Genomic DNA, 19,053 nt, shown 5'->3' on the forward strand with positions numbered 1-19,053 from the left:
ATTCTTCTACATTTAACCTTAATTTTTTCTTTTACTTATCTTTATTGAATGAAAAAGGTATTCATTGGTGTTTTAGTCTTTTTGATATTGCTAATAGGTTTAGCAATTGCCACTCCATTTTTATTTAAAGATAAGATAGTTCAAGTAGCATACAAACAAGTAGAGAAATATGTTGATGCAAAAACAGATATTAAAAAAATAGATTTATCATTGCTGAAAAACATTAGCAACTTTCCTAACATTGCGTTGAATGCTAAAGATATTGTTATTTTAAATAATGCTCCTTTCGAAGGTGATACTTTATTGTCTATAGGAAATATTAGTCTTTCGTTAGATATTAAAAGTGTATTAAAAGGAGAGCAGTATAAAATAGATGCTATTGAATTGAGTGATGTTTATATTAATGCTCAAGTAAATAAAGACAGTATTGCCAATTGGAATATCTTAAAACCTCAAGAAAAAGAAGATAAAGAATCACAACCATTTTCACTAGCATTAAATAAGTTTGAATTAAATAATATTAATATTAATTATGATAATCAAACAAACGGACAAGTATTATCTATTACTCACTTACAACATAGTGGCAAAGGTGATTTTACTGATGATATTTTAGACTATAACTCTAAAACAACAATTGATGCAGTTAACTATAAACAAAACTTAATTAGTTTGGTCAATGATTTAAAAATTAAATTGGAGAGCAAGGTCAACATCAATCAAAAAGAAAATAAATATTTGTTAGATAAAAATTCGTTATATGTAAATGATTTAAAATTAGACTTAGATGGTATGCTTCAACTAGTAGATTCTACACAAACAAAAATGGATTTAAGTTTTGATGCAGCAGAAGCAGACTTTAAATCGTTTCTATCTTTAATTCCTGCTTTGTATAGCAAAGACTTCAATAAAATAAAAACTTCAGGTAAATTAAAATTAGATGGAAATATAAAAGGTATTCTACAAGGCGAAAGCTATCCTAGTTTTAATGTTAATCTTAATATAGACAATGCTCAATTTCAATATCCAGATTTACCAAGTGCTGTTACAGATATTTTCATCAATGCAAAAATTAATAATAAAGGCGGAAGTTTAGATAATACTATAATAGATATTTCTAAGTTAAATTTAAAAATAGACAATGAACCTACCACTGCAAAATTGTATGTTAGTCAGCCAATTTCTAATCCAAATATTGATTTACAAGCTAAAGGAAAATTGAATTTGGCTAAAGTAAAAGATTTCTATCCAATGGAAGAAGTAAAAACATTGAAAGGCAATGCAGACATCAACTTAAACTTAAAAGCTAAACTTTCTGACATAGACAATAAACAATATCAAAACATTCAAGCAAGCGGAAATATTGCTGTGCTTCAAATGCAATACGAAACCAAAGAAGTTGCTAAGCCAATTAATATTCCATCATTATTGCTAAGTTTTTCGCCACAATTTGTTTCGGTAGATAAATGTGATATGAAAATTGGCGAAAGCGATTTTAGCTTAAAAGGCAAGTTAGAAAACTATATTAGTTATATTTTATCTAACAAAGGAACTATAGATGGACAATTAGATATTGTTTCTAATTATATTAATGCAAATGAGTTTTTACCAGAGCAAGATGCTAATACTACAAAAACAAAATCGCAGCAAGCTAAAGAAGTAGTACGACTACCAAAAAATGTAAGATTTAAAGGTAATACAAATATTAATAAATTATTATATGATAAATTAACTATTAATAATTTAAATGGAAATATAAATTTAGCAGACGAACAAATTAATTTGAATAATTTAAATGCAAATTTATTAGGTGGAAATGCAATAGTAAGTGGTTACTATTCTACCAAACCAGATATTCCAGTTGCTAATTTAACTTATAAAATTACGAGTTTCGATTTTAAGCAGTCGTTCGATTATCTAGGACTGTTTCAATCTTTAGCACCAATTTTCAGTCAAGTACAAGGAAGCTTTAGTTCTAACATGAATATTAATACAACTATACAACCAGATTTATCGCCAAACATGAATAGCTTAAGTGGAATTGCTGGATTTAATATTAACCATGCTTTTGTGAAGAATGTAGAAGTATTTAAAAAAATTACAGCATTAACTAATTTAGAAGGACTAGATAATATAGAATTAAATAATATATCTATAAATACTGTTGTAAAAGATGGAAAAGTTTTAATTGAACCATTTGAATTACCAGTTAAAGACATGAAGCTAACTATTGGTGGAGCACAAGGTTTAGATAAATCGTTAGATTACGATATTGCTATTGATATACCTTGGGACAAACTAGGAAAAGCAAGTACGATGACCAATAGCTTGTTGGCAAAAAATCCAATTCCAGGTTTAAATGGTTTGCATCCTGATGTAATTCGATTTAATTTTGATGTAGGTGGAAATGCTAATAGTCCAACAGTAAAAATGTTAAAGCCAAGTGCAGCAATTGGTGGACAAAGTGTTAAAGAAGCGATGAAAGAAAGTTTTACCAATCAAATAAAAAACTCTTTTCTAGGAAATAATACTAGTGATAGTACTACAAGCAACAAAAGTGTAAAAGAGCAACTAAAAGACAATTTTTTGTCTGGTGGCAATAATAACGACAGTGTAAAAACTACACCAACAGAACAAATAAAACAAGGCATAAAAGGTTTGTTTAAGAATAAGTAAACTAATAATACATATTGTATATTGTACTATCATTTTCTCGCACTCATTAGGTGTTATCACCTGATGAAATTTTCGCATCATCAAGTGTTCTCACTTAATGAAATTTATAAATTATATTGATCTATGTGCACTATGAAAAACAGTCAAGTATAAGACTAAATAAAGTAGATAATACGAGTATAGTTAAGAGTATTTTTTCATATTTATATTTGATTAGGTATAGTTTTTTTACTTCATCATTATATTTAATGAGTCTTTTTGGAATAAATAATGACATGATATAAGAAATTGGCATAATCTCGATATTATTTACTTTACGGTCTTTGAAATTATACCTGAAATAAATGTATTCATATATAAATCCTCTATAATCTCTATTAAGTAACAATACATTAATTTTTAGAAATACTTTTATATTAATAAATAATAATATGAAAATTGCTAAAATGATTATGGGTGTAAAAATAAAACTAATTATATCTAATAAATTCATTCTTTAGTTTATAATATTATTTAATTTGCACTCTTTATGATTGTTTTGATAATTCTCGCACTCATCAGGTGATAACACCTGATGAAACTTACAATGCATCTTCATTATTTATAAATTTCCATTTACTTTTATTTAAATAATAGTAATCTGCACTTGAATAAAAATAGTCTTCTGCTTTTAAACAAAGTTTTGCTTTTACTGGATTATCATGAATGTAGTCTATTTTTTGACTATATACTCTATCCGTGTATAAGTCAATACTCATAGAGTTAGGTTGCCAAATCATGTATTGCCTATCTTTTAAATTTACTTTACACAACTCAAGTAAAGCACGATTGTTTTTTTGTAGATAAAATTTAATTTGCTGAGCAGTATATTTTAAAAAATCTCTTTGAATACTTTTTTGCAAATGACCCGCTCTAATTCTCCAAATTAAATGTATATGATTATCCATAATTACAAAGGCATGAACATAAACTCTCTTATTCTCTGTTAAAAAAGTAAGACTATTAACTATAATATCTTTCACTTCACTTGCTTTTAAAATCGGATACCATTTATAAATTGTTGCTGTAAAAAATTGAGGAAAATATTCTTCCATAATACAAGATAATAAATATTTTACATTTTTTTATAATTTTACAGGTGATAACACCTGTAAAGTACATTAGAAATAATTATAATTAGAGCAATAAAGATAAGTATGCTATCAATAAAACCTTGCAGTGAGTACACTAATATCATCATTGAATAATTTATTGCCTTTGTATTTGCAAATATCATCGTAGAGTACTTTGTTAAATACTTCTGTAGAATATTTATGATACTTGGCTACAAACTCATAAATTCTATTACAACTGTATTGTTGGTCTTCATTATTTTCTAACTCATTCAGTCCATCTGTAAAGCTAACTAATATAGATTCATTAGGAATATCTATAGTTTGTATATTTATTTTTGGCAATTCTTCAAATACGCCAAGCATTGTCGTACCTTTGTCTAGCAAAATACACGCTGTGTCATTACACAAAATTGGTGGAACATGACCACAATTAATATATACCAATTTTCTGGTTACAATATTGTACTTCGCAATAAAAAGTGTAATGTACTTATCGCCATTCGTAATCGAAAAAACTTTTCTATTAAGTCGTTCTATAAATTGTAGGTCGCTTACTTTGCTTTCTACAATAGCATTTAAATACGCTTGTATATTTGCCATTACCAAAGCAGCAGCAATACCTTTTCCAGAAATATCGCCAATACAAAAAACAAATTCATCTTTGCTAATATGAATAACATCGTAGTAGTCGCCACCAATACCTTTGTACGGAATATACAATCCTGCAAACTCGTACATTTTATTTTTTGGCAACTGTTTTGGTATTAACATGGTTTGCACTTTCGATGCTAACTCTAACTCTTTGTCGTAATTCTTCTTTTCGACTTCTTTATAAAACAGTCGTTTATTTTCTATGGCAACTGCAATAATATTAGTAATTACTTGTGCAAATTCTAATAGCGAATCTTCTGTTTGCTGATGAGTGTTATTAATATCTCCAAATAAGGCGAATGCTAAAGGTTGTTTTTTATGATATACTGGAATTACATATTTAAATCCATTGAATAATAATTGTTCTTCTTTGTTTAGTTTTGTAGCTAAGGCATATTGTCTGATATTATTTTCAACAGGAATAAACTCTTCTTTTTCTTGATGAATATAGAGTGGTCTTTTCCAAGCTTCATTGTAAATAAATAGTGCAATTTCGTCTACACCTAAATGTTTTTGTAGTGTTTGTTTATAAAGTTCAATTAATTCTGGTGTATGTGTGTTGGCATTAATAGCTTGTGTAATGGTAAGCACACTATGCAACTGTTTTTGCAGTTGTGTTACATTATCTTTTAGATGAATGGTATCTTCATATGTATCTAAAAAATTCACTAAAACTAATATAAGGAAATTATTCTTAATTTTAGTTGGATAATGTGTTATTAATTTTTTGAGATAGGATACTTAGTTTAATAATATTTATATCTTAGTAAATGAAAAATTAAAAGTGTAATGATAGAAATTAAACAGTTAACACATGACTATAAACAACATAGAGCATTGTATGATGTTAATGTTCAAATAAAAGAAAATGAGATAACTGCAATTGTTGGTCCAAATGGTGCAGGAAAAACAACTTTGCTCAACAATATTTGTGGTTTATTAAAGCCAAGTTATGGTAATATTTTAATTGATGGAATAGATGTGTATCAGTCGCCAAGAGAAGCACATCAACTCATTGGTTTTTTACCAGATTTTTTTGGTTTGTATAATACACTTACGGTAAAAGACCATTTACAATATGCAGCAGCAAGTCATGGAATGGACATTAATATAATTCCTGCTGCTATAAAAGAAACGCTAGAATACATACAGCTAGAAGACAAGATCAACGAAAAGGCAATCAATTTGTCGAGAGGAATGCGACAAAGATTGGCTATTGGACAAGTAATTATTTATAAACCTAAATATATAATTTTAGATGAACCTGCTTCTGGTTTAGATCCTGAAGCTCGTTTACATCTTAGTAAATTGTTTATTAATTTAAAAAATAGTGGAATTACCATTATAGTATCTTCACACATTTTAGCTGAACTAGAAGAATATGCCACTGATTTAATTGTTATTAGAAATGGAACAATTTATCAATCTAAAAATGAAATTGCAGAGAGTACTCATATAGTAACAAGTTTATGCAATATTGTAGTAAGAGCCAATTGCGAACAACAAACTTTAGAACAAACAATTAAACAATACAGTAACGAAATTACTTGTAGTATAATTAATAACCAATTGACTATTTTATTCTCTACTAATGAAAATGAACAAGCCAAGCTATTGCAGTTTTTAGCAAATGCCAATATTGGTTTATATCATTTTGAAATAAAAGAGAAAAAGATGCAAGACAAATATTTTGAAAGTTTAAATCCAATACAATGAATTTAGCAGAATTAAATAAAAATATAAAATTATATAATTTTAGAACGGTTTATATTGCTATTGCAGTAGTCTATTTGTTTAGTTTGATGTTTCCTCAAATATTTAGTAGCAATTCATCAGACAAAGTATATAGTATATCCATATTCTTTTTTACTGTATTTAATACTTTTTGGGGAACTTTTATAGTAGCCAATTCACAAATTAGTGAAATACGAAATAAAACATGGATTTATCAAAAAATGTCGGCACTCGAAGCAAAAGATATGTTAGTTGGTAAGTTAATTGGACCTGTTGTATATAATTGGGCTTTTGGTTTAATTATTCTAACGATTGCTTTATTGGCTGCACTTTTAAGTGGTTACGATGTTGGAACTAAACTAAGTGGTATTTTAAAAATAATATTAACTACAGTTATGTTTCATTCACTTGGTTTGATATTGAGTATTCTGTTTATTAAAAGAAAAGATGATGTTTCTGATTTAGGCAATTTTAATTTTACTCCAATATTGTTAATATATATGATATTAATGTATTTTTTAATACACTCTTTTATTTCTACAAATGAGACTTTTATTTTATGGTACGATATTCCTTTTAATTATTCCATATTTACTTTACTTTCTTCAATCTGTTTTACCTTTTGGGCTTTGCTTGGTGCATATAGATTAATTAAAGAAGAATTAAATTACGAATTATTACCTTATGCATGGATATGCTTTAATATTTTTCTATTGGTTTATTTTTCAGGTTTTCTATTTGAAACTGAATTAGGCGAATTTATTCAATACAATGTTTACTTTGTTAAATCGTATGCTGTTTTAATAACAACAGTTTTAATTACTATTTTATTAGAACCAATTAGTATTATAAATTATAGATTTGTTTTATCTGCTTTTAAAGAAAAGAATTATAGAAAAGTGGCTCTAAATTTACCATTGTGGTTAATTACACTTTGTTTTTGTATGATTACAGCAATTATATTATCACTTAATCTTTCTCTCTTTAAAGAGAATATTGGTTCTAACTTTCTAATACCAATAGTTGTAATTTTATTTTTAGCAAAAGATATTTTAGTCAATATTTATTTACATATAAATGAAGTAAAAAAAGCCAATCTAATTTGGTTTTTCTATATGTTGATTTGGTACTTTTTTATTCCGTATGTGCTTTTAAAAGGTGTACCTAAATCATTGTATGCTTTTTATCCAATAGATCCATTAATTAGTACTATAATGGTATTGATTTATTTAGCTATTATTATTTTAATGATATATAGGAAAATAAAATCAATAGATTTTAGCAATATAAAATATTTAAAAATAAATACATAAATAGATATTTTATTGTTGTAATTTGTAACCATCTGTAAGTGTTTTTAGAAAGGCAATCAGTGCATCAATCTCATCTTGACTTAATTTTAAGTTGCCTAATTCTGTTGTATTCATGGTTAATGGATACTCTGGTTTAAATTTCGGATTGATGTCTCTTTCATTATAGAATTCTAAAACTTCTTCCAACGAATTAAACACGCCATTGTGCATATATGGTGCAGAAATAGCTACATTACGCAAACTTGGCGATTTAAATTTTCCTATTTCTAAAGGTTTTCGCAACTCAATACCACCTAAACCACTATCTAATGGCAAACTATTTTGATGTGTGTTTTTGGGAACGCCGATGTTATCATAAGAAAAATCTGTAAATAATATTTTTCCTGATAATTCGTTTTTATCTAATGTATGACAAGTAATACACTGTGTTTTAGCTGTATCTTGAAACAATAAAAAACCTTGCATTTCTTCATCAGTCAATTTTACTTTTCCTGCTAAATAAAAATCAAATTTACTAGTAAACGAATTTACTTGTTTAGATTGCTCAAACGCCACCAAAGCATTCGATACAAACGCCAATAGTGTTTGGTCATCATTTAGATTGTATTTTTCATATAGTTTTTTAATATCTTTATAATAATAAGATTTTCTTATTGTATTTGCCAATGATTTAAAATCAGTGTTGTTCATTTCATCTTTATTAAATAAAGGCGAAAATGCTTGATCAATCATTAGCAAAGCTCTACCATCCCAAAAAAAGCCACCAAAACTTTCCATTACACCATTTTTCATGTCGCCATGTCTAATTGGAGCAAATGCATTGTAAGCAATAGTAATTGCATTTCGGTTACCTATGCTTTTGTTGTCTGCTCCTACAGAAAACGGACTGTGTCTTGGGTCGCTAAATCCACTGCTTGGCGAATGACATGAAGCACAACTCATACCACTTGGCACAGAGAGCGAAGTATCAAAAAAAACTTGTTTGCCAATAAATGCAGTATCACTTAAACCAGTATTGTTGGCAAAAAAATCAGCATCATCTTTAAAATAAAAATAGGAATCTTGCTTGTTTTTACAGGAAGTAATAAATAATATTAATAGTAAATATAAGATGTATTTTTTCAACTAAGCCAATTCTTCTTTTTCAGCTAATCCGTTTTGAATAGCATATACTATCATTTCAGAAGTAGTATTAATGTCTAGCTTCTTCATGATATTCTTTTTGTGTGTATAGATAGTATGCGTACTTAAAAACAAATGTTCTGCAATGGTTTTTGCGTCCCAACCTTTTGCAGTTAATTTTATAATTTCTGTTTCTCTAGATGATAAATTAAATGCTTTGCAAATATCTTCGCCTTGATGCGTGTGTTTGTCAATAATAATATCAATTACTTTATGGCACAGATACTTTTCTTTTTTAAGTACTGCTCTTATCGAACCAATAATTTCTTCTTCGTCACATTCTTTAGTTAAGTAACTCAACACACCTTTTTCAATAACTTTAAGTACATTTTGTTTTGAATTATCAGCAGAGATAACTACAAACTGCGATTTTGGCGACACATTTTTTACTAGAGTAATATCGTCAATATCAAAAGCAGTCGGATGCCAATAATCAAACATAATAACATCTGGTTGTAGCTTTTTACTACTTAAAATTAAGTCTTTAGAATTACTTACTTCTGCAATAACTGCTATGTTTTTGTACTTGCTTAATAAACATTTTAAACCTTCTCGTACTAAGATTTGAGTGTCTGCAATTAGTATGTTTATTTTAGGTGCCATTACCTTCTAACAAAAATATAAAAATAATTAGTGATTATTGCTTTTTTATAATAAGGAAAAATTAATTTAATTTGTGGTCAGTAATACTTATTTAATTAAAAAACTATGCTTAACAACTTTTCTTTCCATAAATCAGTTATTCCACCGTATAAAAATAATGTGCCTGATAATTATTGGGATACTGTATTAAAATTGTACGAAGACAAGCAATATAAAGATTGTATTAGAGGAATTTTACACTTTGTAGATCCTGATATTGATCAGAAGTATGCAAATGCAGATAAAACTGTTTACGAAATTCCACATGGTTCAGTTATTGTTCATATATATATAGATGATGTTTTAAAAATTGAAGCACCATTCTTAAATATAGAACAAGCAAAAAAAGTACCTATTTTAAGACAAGTAGCACAAATTAACTTTTATCCTTTATCTACTTCTCGAATAGATTTGGAAGACAATAAACTGTTGTTTAGATATGAAGTGCCTTTAGAATTATGTGAACCGTATAAAATTTATGATGTACTAAGAGAAATTTGTATTAATGCAGATATCTATGATGATGATTTTATTGATAAGTTCAATGCATCGCATATTGTTGCACCAAAAATTAGACCTTTTACCGATGCAGAGAAACAGTCGGTTTGGGAAAAGATAGAACTATATATAGAAGAAGCAAATTACGCTTACGACTATTTAGAAAATAAAAGAATTACGCAATATTTATGGGATGTTTTAGCGATTACTATTTTGAAAATTGACTATTTGTGTTCTCCACAAGGTAGTTTCAGAAATCAGATAGAACGCACCATGTCTTTTTTAAATAGCAAAGCCGATTATTATCAACGATTAAATGAATCAAAGAATTTCCTAGAAAAAAATATCCATCAATCAAAAGATGAGTTTTTACATGATTTATATTATATAGATACATTTATTCCTTACAAATATAATATTAATTTAGATGGAATAAGAAAGAATTTAAAATATGCGTACGACAATGCTCAAAAAGAGATTCAAAACAACGATTATATTGGTGCAATGTTTTCATTAGAATATGGTATCTACAATTTGTTTTATAGCAATAATATAGAATCAAATATTGCTGCTATTTTAGAAAAAGCTATGCAAGATGCAGCCAACAAACCAGATAATGTTGCAGCCAATACACTTTATCAAGCTGTTCATCAAATTATGACTAACGATAAATTACCAATAATAAAAACAGAAGATTCGCAAACTAAGAAAAAAGGATTCTTTAGTAAAATATTCAATAAAAACTAATACTATGAACCACGAATTACTAAAAAATGCAGTATTTAAAATCAATACTTCTGGTGGAAGCGGAAGTGGATTTTATATTAAAGAAAAAGATTTATTTGTTACTAATTATCATGTAATAGAAGGCAATAAACAAGTAGCTATTGAAGACCAAAATCAAGATAGATATTTGGCTCAAGTAGTTTTTGTAAATCCAGATGCAGACCTTGCATTTTTAAAATCTGAATTTAAACCAACTCAAGACATTCCTTTTGATAGTGTGAAACCAGTAAGTAATCAAGATAAATTGTGGGTACTTGGTTTTCCTTTTGGCATGCCATATACTATTACAGAAGGTATTGTGTCTAATCCAAAGCAATTGTTGAATGGAAAAAATTATATACAAACAGATGCAGCAGTAAATCCAGGAAATAGTGGTGGTCCTGTGGTAAATGGCGAAGGCGTTTTGGTTGGCGTTACTACTGCAAAATTTACTGAAGCAGACAATGTTGGCTTTGCTATTCCAGCAGCTGTTGTAATGGAAGAGTTGAATAGTTATGAAGACAAAGGCATACAGTCGTTTGCATTAAAATGCGAAAGTTGTAGTCATTTAATGTATGAAAAAACAGATTATTGTGAAGTCTGTGGTGCGAATATCAACGATAAAATATTTGACGAAGTACCTTTGAATAAATTCTGCACTTTTGTAGAAGATGCCTTAAAGAATATTAATATCAATCCAATTTTAGCAAGAGCTGGACAAGAGTTTTGGGAATTTCACGAAGGTTCTGCTTTAATTAGAATCTTTGTTTATAATTCTAAGTACTTATATGCCACATCGCCATTGAATAAATTACCAAAAGAAAATTTAGAAACACTATTTACTTATTTGTTGAGCAATCCAATCACACCATATCAGCTTGGAATAAGTGATAATAAAATATATATTTCTTATAGAACAAGAATTAGCGATATTAATACAGACGCTAGTAAACAAATACAACAAAATTTATCTGGAATGATAAGCAAAGCAGATGAACTAGATGATTACTTGCTAAACACATACAACTGCGAGAAAACTACTTTTTCTAAGGTGTAATTTTTAGTAACTTGATTCGATGACTCTTTTATAAGCCATTATACTTTGAAATCAATACAAAGGAAAATTGCTCATAAAGCCATGCACTTTAGATTTGATAGCTTCTATTAATGCTAAATCATCTTTAGACATTAAGATAGTATCTATCCAATCTACAATTTGTAAGCAATCTTCTGCATTCAAATTTCTAGTAGAAATAGCTGCTGTACCTATTCTCATTCCTGATGTTACAAACGGCGATTTATCATCAAATGGTACCATATTTTTATTTACTGTAATATCTGCTAAGCCCAAAGCTTTTTCTGCTTCTTTACCAGTAATATTTTTATTGCGTAAATCAATCAACATTAAATGATTACTCGTTCCACCAGAAATAATATTATAACCTCTTCTAATAAATTCGTTTGCCATAGTTTGAGCATTGGCAATAACTAAATCGGTATATGTATCATATTCATCAGTTAATGCTTCGCCAAAAGCAACTGCTTTAGCTGCAATTACATGTTCTAATGGTCCACCTTGCATACCTGGAAAAACAGCAGCGTTCAACACTTGGCTCATCATTTTAGTTTCTCCTTTAGGTGTTTTTTCTCCAAACGGATTTTCAAAATCTTTTCCCATCATTATCACACCACCTCTTGGTCCTCGTAGTGTTTTATGTGTAGTAGAAGTAACAATATGACAATGAGGCATTGGATCATTTAATTTCTTTTTAGCAATTAATCCAGCTGGATGTGCAATATCAGCCACTAAAATAGCACCAACACTATCTGCAATAGCTCTAAAACGAGCATAATCCCAATCTCTTGCATAAGCAGAAGCACCACAAATAATTAATTTAGGTTGTACTTCTTTTGCTTTAGCTTCTACTTTATCCATATCAATTAAACCTGTTTCTTTTTCTACACCATAAAAGTGTGGTCGATACACTTTTCCTGAAAAATTAACTGGCGAACCATGAGAAAGATGACCACCATGCGATAAATCGAAACCTAAAATATTATCGCCAGGCTGTAAACAAGCTAAGAAAACAGCTGCATTTGCTTGTGCACCAGAATGTGGTTGTACATTGGCATATTCAGCACCAAATAATTCACACAATCTATCAATAGCAATTTGTTCAACAATATCTACCACTTCACAACCACCATAATACCTTTTTGTAGGATAACCTTCGGCATATTTATTCGTTAAACAAGAACCCATTGCTTCCATTACTTGTTTGCTAGTAAAGTTTTCAGAAGCAATTAATTCAATACCTACCGTTTGTCGGTGTAACTCATCGTTAATCAACGAAAATATCTTTTTATCTCTTTCCATGGTTGTAATTGTGTTACAAATATAAAAAATACATCAAGTTTTATTTGGATTAATTAATTCGTGATGATAAATTAATAGCACAATAATTATCTTTGTTATGCTAATACATATCTCGAATTTGTATATTTATCATCATGAGTAAAAAATTAACCGCCATAATTCCTGTTGCAGGTGCAGGTACACAGTTACGACCACATACTTATTCGCAGCCAAAGTGTTTAATTCCTGTTGCAGGAAAACCTATTATTGGTTATATTATTGAGCAACTAGAAGCAGTTGGTGTAAATGATTTTGTTTTTGTAATTGGTTATTTAGGCGATAAAATAAAAGACTATGTAGATAAAGCTTATCCAAACTTAAAAAAGCAATTTGTTTTTCAAGAAAAAAGAGAAGGTTTAGGTCATGCTATTTGGTTAACGAAGGCAGTTATTAAAAAAGAACAAGAAGTAATTATAGTACTAGGCGACACTATTTTTGAGACAGATTTAAATGAATTTGTCAATGCTAAACATTCGGTTTTTGGTATTAAAAAAGTAGATGACCCAAGAATTTTTGGCGTAGCAGAAATTGATGAACAAGACAACATTGTTAAAGTAGTAGAAAAACCAAAAATTCCAAAATCAAATATGGCATTAGTTGGATTATATAAGATTAAAGAATATAATGAATTAATTAATTCACTAGACTTTAACATTAGTAAAAAAATAAAAACGAATAATGAGTATTTAATTACAGATGCTATTATGTTGATGTTGAAAAAAGAAATTCCTATTAAAGCAATTAAAGTTACCAATTGGTACGATTGTGGACAGAAAGATATTTTATTAAAGACCAATGCATTGCTTCTAAAAGAAAGTAACAAAAACAAAAGCACTAAGAAATGTATTAATAGTGTAATTATACCACCTGTGTTTATTGGAAAAAATGTACACATAGAAAATGCTATTATTGGACCAAATGCTACTATTGGTGATGATGTTCATATAGATAGTGCTATAATAAAAGATTCTATAATAGGTAGTTTCAGCAGGTTACAAAACATTATGTTGTATCATTCGTTAATTGGCAATGATACTACGATTAAAAGTGCAGGTCAGTCGTTGAATATTGGTGATAATACAGAATTAGATTTGAGGTAATTGTTTGCAATTGTTGACATAGAAACTACTGGTGGCAATAATATAACAGAACGAATTATTGAGATTGCCATTATCATTCACAATGGCGAAAAAGTAATTGAAGAATACACTACGCTTATTAATCCGAATAAAAAAATAAATGCCTTTATTTCTACTTTTACAGGAATTACCAATAGCATGGTTGCCAATGCACCTTCGTTTGAAGAAGTTGCAGATACCATTAATCAATTAACTCATAATAAAATTTTTGTAGCACATAATGCCAAGTTCGACTATCACTTTATTAAAAATGAGTTTAAACGATTAAATACACCTTTTCAGCGACAAACTTTAGATACGGTACAGTTGAGTAGAAAAGCATTTCCAAAACAGAAATCGTATAGTTTAGGAAAACTGTGTAGTGCTTTAGAAATTCCTATAGATAACAGACATAGAGCTTTTGGTGATGCAAGAGCAACAGCCATTTTGTTTGAAAAAATTATACTGCATCATAACGAAGATTTTTTTAAACACACCATAAAGAAACCTACGCTATTTTTACCAGATACTATTGATGTTCACTTTATAGAATCTTTGCCAGAAGAAACTGGATTGTATTTGTTTCGAGATAAAGAAAATAATATTTTACATATAGATAAAACAAAAAATATTAAAGATAGTATATATTATTTTTATAAAGAAAAACCAAAGGAACGCTACAAAAAAGAATTGTTTGAACTAACACACAGTATTGAAATTGAACTTACAGGAAATGAACTGTTAGCTATATTATTAAAAAAACACTATGTGCAACAGCATCAGCCAAAGTACAATAAACAACAATTTACTAGTGATTTTTCTTTTGGAATTTTTGCAGAAAACGATGCAGCTGGATTTAAAAAATTAATGGTAAAAGTAATTGACGAAGCAGAAACACCAATAATTAAATTTACTTCTAAGTTGAAAGCAGAAAAAATGATGCAGCATATTTTAAGCAACTTTAAGACAATGCCTTCGTTTAAAAAAATAGATTCTAGTTTTATTTATAATAAAAAATTAGATGATATTTTGTCTAAGTTTACTTATCCAAATGAAAATTTTATTTTGATAGACGAAGGCAGAAATTTTGATGAAAAATGTGCTTTCTTAATTAAAGACAATACACTAATAGGTTACTGCTTTTATCAACCAGAATTTATTAATGATTTTAGCTTGTTAGAAGAACAAATCATTCCAATTGAAGAAAACGCAGAAACAGCAAAGAACATCATTCAATACATCAGAAAAAATAAGAACAAATTAGATATTATAGCGTTTTAAATATAATATATTAAAATATTATTGATAGACCAATTAGGCAAATCTCTTTGATTTACTTTTAACTCTAATGCTTTATTTTCTTTTACAGTTGCAATTAATCTAAATCTATCTTGAGAGTTATCAAAAACATAAGATTTATCAGCTACTTTAATTGCATCAATTAAGTTGTTTAAAGATTTATAATATCTTGATTCGATTTTATCTTCCAAAACTTGATGACCACCTTTTTGAACTCTATTTTCTACTCTAGAAATATTTACATCAGGATGTTCTGTTGCAATAAAATATAAGTAAACTTTATATCCAATAGCTTTTGCTTCTTTAATTTCTTCAATCTTAGAAGAATGACTCATTACTGTTTCAAAGCAAAAATCTAATTTCTTAAATTGAAGATGATGTCTTAAAAACATACTAATTAAAGCACCTTCATAGCTATGACTACTTTTTGTTTTGTCTGTAATTACATTTTCTTGAATACTAACATCAATTTGATGACCATCTTTTATAGATTTTTGAATTAAAGATTTGGCTCTTTCCGATTGATAAAAATTTTCTAAATCAATTTGTGTAAGTTTCAATTGATAATCATTCAAATCAATAAATCCTTTGTTTGTCAATTCGTTTTCAATAAAATCAGCATTCAAAAAATAACCTGTTGGATATTTCTTAGAAAAACTATCAAACAAGGTACTTTTCCCAGAACCATTTGGTCCTGCAAATACTCTAATTCTTGGAATCGCCATCTTTTATAGTCAACTTCATTCCTTTTTTAAGTCCAGAAACAGCGACGGTTGGTTTTGGAAGTGATTGAATTACTTTTGTTGAATTATCTGGAAGTACCTCAATTATTTTATTGTCTTTTACAATTTTTATGGTTAAACCCAATGCTTTAGATGTTCTAATAGCTTTAGATGATGCAGACTTTGCAGACTTAATTAAGATTGCTTCTTCCAAATCTTTATTTTCTTTATTATAAACCATATCATCAATTCACGGTAGTTCTTCAATACTATAATAAAACAAAATATTGCTTTAAATAGTTCATTTAATTACTCTAATTTAAAAATTTATCTTCAATTAAGCAGTATTTAAGCATTTTATTTATAGTAAATCTCTTGCTTAATCGTTCAGTTTTAAATCTCGGAAGAATTTTAAAACACTTTTTATCAATACAATAATTACAGCAACTATAGCTATTTTATATATGATGATAATTAGACTTTTTAATTTATAAATATCTGAATAAGCAATGTTTTCTACTAAATGGACTGCTGGTTTCTTCAACGATTTTATAGTATAATCTTCCAAAACATCTAAATAAAAAAAGTGTTGAATCATTAAATAAAATACTAACAGCAACGAAGCAAAAAACAATAATCTCGTTGTCCAAACCGTATTCATCAACCAACTACTTTTACTATGTATTGCTAATTTTCCAAAAAAAACAGCAATGCCAGTCAGCATCATCAAAAAAGAAAAAAAAGAAAAACTCATTATTGGTTGATACTTGCCAACAAGCAAATAAGCAACAATAAAACTAAGCACGAGCATAATAAAATCAATGCTTAATTGTAAAATTCGTTTCTTTTGCATGGCACAAAGTAACGCAATAAATTCATAGTAATTGATAAATTAATATCAAGGAATGTATAAACTTATCGACTAAATTTGGCTTAAAATCGTATTTTTGAATAGTCATGTCAAATACGCTACTATATAACACGCTACAACAAAAATCAAAGCAAATTGCTGTTTTGATTGATCCTGACAAAATGAATGAAGAAAAACTGCTTCAGTTAATAACGATTGCTCAAAATAAAATCGACTATTTTTTTATTGGTGGAAGTTTGCTACTACACAATAATTTAGAACAAATCATTCAAATCATTAAGCAAAACACGACTATTCCTGTGGTGCTTTTTCCTGGAAATTATAATCAGATTAGTAGTAGTGCCGACGCTATTTTATTGCTGTCTTTAATTTCTGGAAGAAACGCAGAGTTCTTAATAGGTCAGCAAGTTCATGCCGCTCCATTACTAAAACAAAGTAATTTAGAAATTATATCTACTGGATATATATTAATAGATGGAAATAATAAAACATCGGTACAATATATTAGTAATACACAAGCCATTCCAAATAACAAAAATGATATTGCTGCTTGTACTGCTTTGGCTGGCGAACAATTGGGTTTAAAAGCTATTTATTTAGAAGCTGGAAGTGGTGCTTTGCAAAGCGTGCCTACCACATTAATTGAAGCTGTAAAACAACAAATTAATATTCCTTTAATTGTTGGTGGAGGAATTAAAACTATAGCACAAGCAACGGCTATTTTTAATGCAGGTGCAAATGTTATTGTAGTTGGAACAGCTATAGAAGAAGATGCTACATTTCTGTCAGATTTAATTCAACAAATTGAAAGGTAAAGTCATACAAACAACTGGTAGTTGGTATCAAGTGAGTTTAGAAAATAAACAAACGGTAAATGCTCGACTAAAAGGTAAGTTTAAATTAGAAAACTTTGACACGACAAATCCAATTGCTGTCGGAGATGAAGTCGAATTAATTTTATTGGATAATAATGAATATGTAATAGAAAAAATATTTCCAAGAAAAAACTATATCATTCGTCAGTCACCACGACACAAAACACAAAGGCATATAGTGGCTTCAAATATAGATGAAGTACTAATTATAGCAAGTATCAGTCAGCCAAGAACTTCATTAGGATTTATTGATAGAGTAATTGCTGCTGCAGAATGTTATCATATTGCAGTAACTATCATCATTAATAAAAAAGATTTATGGAAAGCAAAGGAAAATGAAATTGCAGCAACTTGGATCAATACTTACAGTAATATTGGCTATTCTATTTTTGCAATTAATGCTTTTAATCAAGAAGATATTGCACGAGTACGCCAAATTTTAACAGATAAAACTTGTTTGCTTACAGGACATTCTGGTGTAGGAAAAAGCACTTTGGTCAATCAAATCAATCCAAATTTAAATTTAAAAACAGGACAGATTTCTAATAAATGGAACAAAGGAAAACACACCACTACATTTGCTACATCGTTTGAGATATTTGACAATGCTTTTATTATAGATACACCAGGCATTAAAGAATTTGCTTTGCTACACTTAGAACCAGAAGAAGTAAGTGATTATTTTGTAGAGATGAGACAGCTAAAAAATCAATGTGAGTATAGTAATTGCATGCACATTAATGAACCGAATTGTGCTGTGCTAACAGCTTTAGCAAAAGATAAAATTGCTATTAGTCGCTACGAAAGTTATTTAAACATCATCGACAATATAGAAGCCATTAACTATTGGGAAAGAAAGTAAGTGGTATTACACTTCATAATCTACACAAACTCTATTTGTAGTTAGTGGTTTGATGATTGCTCCTGCTGCTTTGTGTAATGCATGTACTTGATAATTGTTTAGTGCGTCTAACGATTCAAATTCGCTGTATAAAACTATATCCCAATTATTTGCTGGTGTATTTGGTGCATTAGTACCGACTTCTATTGTTATCAGTCCATCAATTTTTCCATTCAATTCTTCTAATGCAGTTTTTATTGCTAGTGCATTTTCTAACTTATTTTCTTCTATCAATTGCCAACAAACAATGTGTTTTATCATAATAATATATTCTA

At 28.5% G+C, this 19,053-nt stretch carries 18 protein-coding genes; 9 read left to right on the plus strand and 9 right to left on the minus strand.

Annotation, left to right across the window (positions count from 1 at the left end; translation table 11 throughout):
* Positions 1-48 precede the first annotated feature (48 nt).
* Entirely contained in the window at positions 49-2,676 is a 2,628-nt protein-coding gene (locus tag H6553_01615) for a hypothetical protein (protein MCB9032517.1), read from the plus strand.
* Positions 2,677-3,257: 581 nt separating this feature from the next.
* Here H6553_01615 and H6553_01620 read toward each other — a convergent pair.
* Both H6553_01620 and H6553_01625 read right to left on the minus strand, forming a co-directional pair.
* On the minus strand, positions 3,258-3,770 hold the full coding sequence (locus tag H6553_01620) for a transposase (protein MCB9032518.1): 513 nt from the start codon (positions 3,768-3,770) through the stop codon (positions 3,258-3,260).
* A 108-nt stretch (positions 3,771-3,878) separates the two neighbouring features.
* A complete protein-coding gene (locus tag H6553_01625; protein MCB9032519.1) occupies positions 3,879-5,111 on the minus strand; it encodes a SpoIIE family protein phosphatase in 1,233 nt (410 codons plus the stop codon).
* Positions 5,112-5,231: 120 nt separating this feature from the next.
* Here H6553_01625 and H6553_01630 point away from each other — a divergent pair, with 120 nt between their 5' ends.
* Both H6553_01630 and H6553_01635 read left to right on the plus strand, forming a co-directional pair.
* Positions 5,232-6,158, plus strand: coding sequence for an ABC transporter ATP-binding protein (locus tag H6553_01630; protein ID MCB9032520.1), 927 nt, complete (start codon positions 5,232-5,234; stop codon positions 6,156-6,158).
* On the plus strand, positions 6,155-7,489 hold the full coding sequence (locus H6553_01635) for a hypothetical protein (GenBank protein ID MCB9032521.1): 1,335 nt from the start codon (positions 6,155-6,157) through the stop codon (positions 7,487-7,489). The genes H6553_01630 and H6553_01635 overlap by 4 nt, the downstream gene beginning before the upstream one ends.
* Positions 7,490-7,498: 9 nt before the next feature.
* Here H6553_01635 and H6553_01640 read toward each other — a convergent pair whose 3' ends face one another.
* Together H6553_01640 and H6553_01645 are read right to left on the minus strand one after the other, a co-directional pair.
* Entirely contained in the window at positions 7,499-8,614 is a 1,116-nt protein-coding gene (locus H6553_01640) for a c-type cytochrome (GenBank protein ID MCB9032522.1), read from the minus strand.
* Positions 8,615-9,274: a response regulator transcription factor gene (locus H6553_01645; GenBank protein MCB9032523.1), complete on the minus strand. Its 660-nt coding sequence runs from the start codon at positions 9,272-9,274 to the stop codon at positions 8,615-8,617.
* Between the two features lie 105 nt (positions 9,275-9,379).
* Here H6553_01645 and H6553_01650 point away from each other — a divergent pair, with 105 nt between their 5' ends.
* Entirely contained in the window at positions 9,380-10,558 is a 1,179-nt protein-coding gene (locus tag H6553_01650; protein MCB9032524.1) for a hypothetical protein, read from the plus strand.
* Positions 10,559-10,562: 4 nt separating this feature from the next.
* Positions 10,563-11,633, plus strand: coding sequence for a trypsin-like peptidase domain-containing protein (locus H6553_01655; GenBank protein ID MCB9032525.1), 1,071 nt, complete (start codon positions 10,563-10,565; stop codon positions 11,631-11,633).
* 51 nt (positions 11,634-11,684) lie between these two features.
* Here the strand turns inward: H6553_01655 and H6553_01660 are convergent, their stop codons facing one another.
* Positions 11,685-12,962 (minus strand): serine hydroxymethyltransferase, encoded by a 1,278-nt coding sequence (locus H6553_01660; protein ID MCB9032526.1) that lies wholly within the window; start codon positions 12,960-12,962, stop codon positions 11,685-11,687.
* Positions 12,963-13,087: 125 nt separating this feature from the next.
* Here H6553_01660 and H6553_01665 point away from each other — a divergent pair, with 125 nt between their 5' ends.
* Both H6553_01665 and H6553_01670 read left to right on the plus strand, forming a co-directional pair.
* Positions 13,088-14,092 carry an NTP transferase domain-containing protein gene (locus H6553_01665; protein ID MCB9032527.1) on the plus strand — a complete coding sequence of 335 codons (1,005 nt, stop codon included), beginning with the start codon at positions 13,088-13,090 and terminating at the stop codon, positions 14,090-14,092.
* On the plus strand, positions 14,093-15,391 hold the full coding sequence (locus tag H6553_01670) for a ribonuclease H-like domain-containing protein (protein MCB9032528.1): 1,299 nt from the start codon (positions 14,093-14,095) through the stop codon (positions 15,389-15,391).
* On the opposite strand, the gene H6553_01675 is transcribed toward H6553_01670, so the two are convergent.
* The 3 genes from H6553_01675 to H6553_01685 all read right to left on the minus strand — a co-directional run bounded on the left by H6553_01675 (position 15,388) and on the right by H6553_01685 (position 16,984).
* A complete protein-coding gene (locus tag H6553_01675) occupies positions 15,388-16,134 on the minus strand; it encodes a zeta toxin family protein (protein MCB9032529.1) in 747 nt (248 codons plus the stop codon). The genes H6553_01670 and H6553_01675 overlap by 4 nt on opposite strands.
* Positions 16,115-16,372 (minus strand): hypothetical protein, encoded by a 258-nt coding sequence (locus tag H6553_01680; protein MCB9032530.1) that lies wholly within the window; start codon positions 16,370-16,372, stop codon positions 16,115-16,117. Before H6553_01680 ends, H6553_01675 begins: the two co-directional genes overlap by 20 nt.
* Positions 16,373-16,510: 138 nt before the next feature.
* Complete coding sequence (locus H6553_01685; GenBank protein MCB9032531.1) at positions 16,511-16,984, minus strand: hypothetical protein; 474 nt, start codon at positions 16,982-16,984, stop codon at positions 16,511-16,513.
* A gap of 104 nt (positions 16,985-17,088) precedes the next feature.
* On the opposite strand from H6553_01685, the gene H6553_01690 reads away from it, so the two are divergent.
* Positions 17,089-17,817 (plus strand): geranylgeranylglyceryl/heptaprenylglyceryl phosphate synthase, encoded by a 729-nt coding sequence (locus H6553_01690; protein MCB9032532.1) that lies wholly within the window; start codon positions 17,089-17,091, stop codon positions 17,815-17,817.
* Positions 17,807-18,739, plus strand: coding sequence for a ribosome small subunit-dependent GTPase A (rsgA, locus tag H6553_01695; protein ID MCB9032533.1), 933 nt, complete (start codon positions 17,807-17,809; stop codon positions 18,737-18,739). The genes H6553_01690 and rsgA overlap by 11 nt, the downstream gene beginning before the upstream one ends.
* Before the next feature lie 6 nt (positions 18,740-18,745).
* Here rsgA and H6553_01700 read toward each other — a convergent pair whose 3' ends face one another.
* Entirely contained in the window at positions 18,746-19,039 is a 294-nt protein-coding gene (locus H6553_01700; protein ID MCB9032534.1) for a Dabb family protein, read from the minus strand.
* Positions 19,040-19,053 lie beyond the last annotated feature (14 nt).

Source organism: Chitinophagales bacterium, from assembly GCA_020636535.1.
Classification (GTDB): Bacteria; Bacteroidota; Bacteroidia; order Chitinophagales; family JADIYW01; genus JADJSS01.

Bases quoted from the DNA above. Each gene is read 5' to 3' on its own strand.
- H6553_01700 (MCB9032534.1), bottom strand. From the start codon at position 19,039: ATGATAAAACACATTGTTTGTTGGCAATTGATAGAAGAAAATAAGTTA.
- H6553_01690 (MCB9032532.1), top strand. From the start codon at position 17,089: ATGTCAAATACGCTACTATATAACACGCTACAACAAAAATCAAAGCAA.
- H6553_01635 (MCB9032521.1), top strand. From the start codon at position 6,155: ATGAATTTAGCAGAATTAAATAAAAATATAAAATTATATAATTTTAGA.
- H6553_01665 (MCB9032527.1), top strand. From the start codon at position 13,088: ATGAGTAAAAAATTAACCGCCATAATTCCTGTTGCAGGTGCAGGTACA.
- H6553_01650 (MCB9032524.1), top strand. From the start codon at position 9,380: ATGCTTAACAACTTTTCTTTCCATAAATCAGTTATTCCACCGTATAAA.
- H6553_01645 (MCB9032523.1), bottom strand. From the start codon at position 9,274: ATGGCACCTAAAATAAACATACTAATTGCAGACACTCAAATCTTAGTA.
- H6553_01685 (MCB9032531.1), bottom strand. From the start codon at position 16,984: ATGCAAAAGAAACGAATTTTACAATTAAGCATTGATTTTATTATGCTC.
- H6553_01675 (MCB9032529.1), bottom strand. From the start codon at position 16,134: ATGGCGATTCCAAGAATTAGAGTATTTGCAGGACCAAATGGTTCTGGG.
- H6553_01655 (MCB9032525.1), top strand. From the start codon at position 10,563: ATGAACCACGAATTACTAAAAAATGCAGTATTTAAAATCAATACTTCT.
- H6553_01615 (MCB9032517.1), top strand. From the start codon at position 49: ATGAAAAAGGTATTCATTGGTGTTTTAGTCTTTTTGATATTGCTAATA.
- H6553_01620 (MCB9032518.1), bottom strand. From the start codon at position 3,770: ATGGAAGAATATTTTCCTCAATTTTTTACAGCAACAATTTATAAATGG.
- H6553_01680 (MCB9032530.1), bottom strand. From the start codon at position 16,372: ATGGTTTATAATAAAGAAAATAAAGATTTGGAAGAAGCAATCTTAATT.
- H6553_01630 (MCB9032520.1), top strand. From the start codon at position 5,232: ATGATAGAAATTAAACAGTTAACACATGACTATAAACAACATAGAGCA.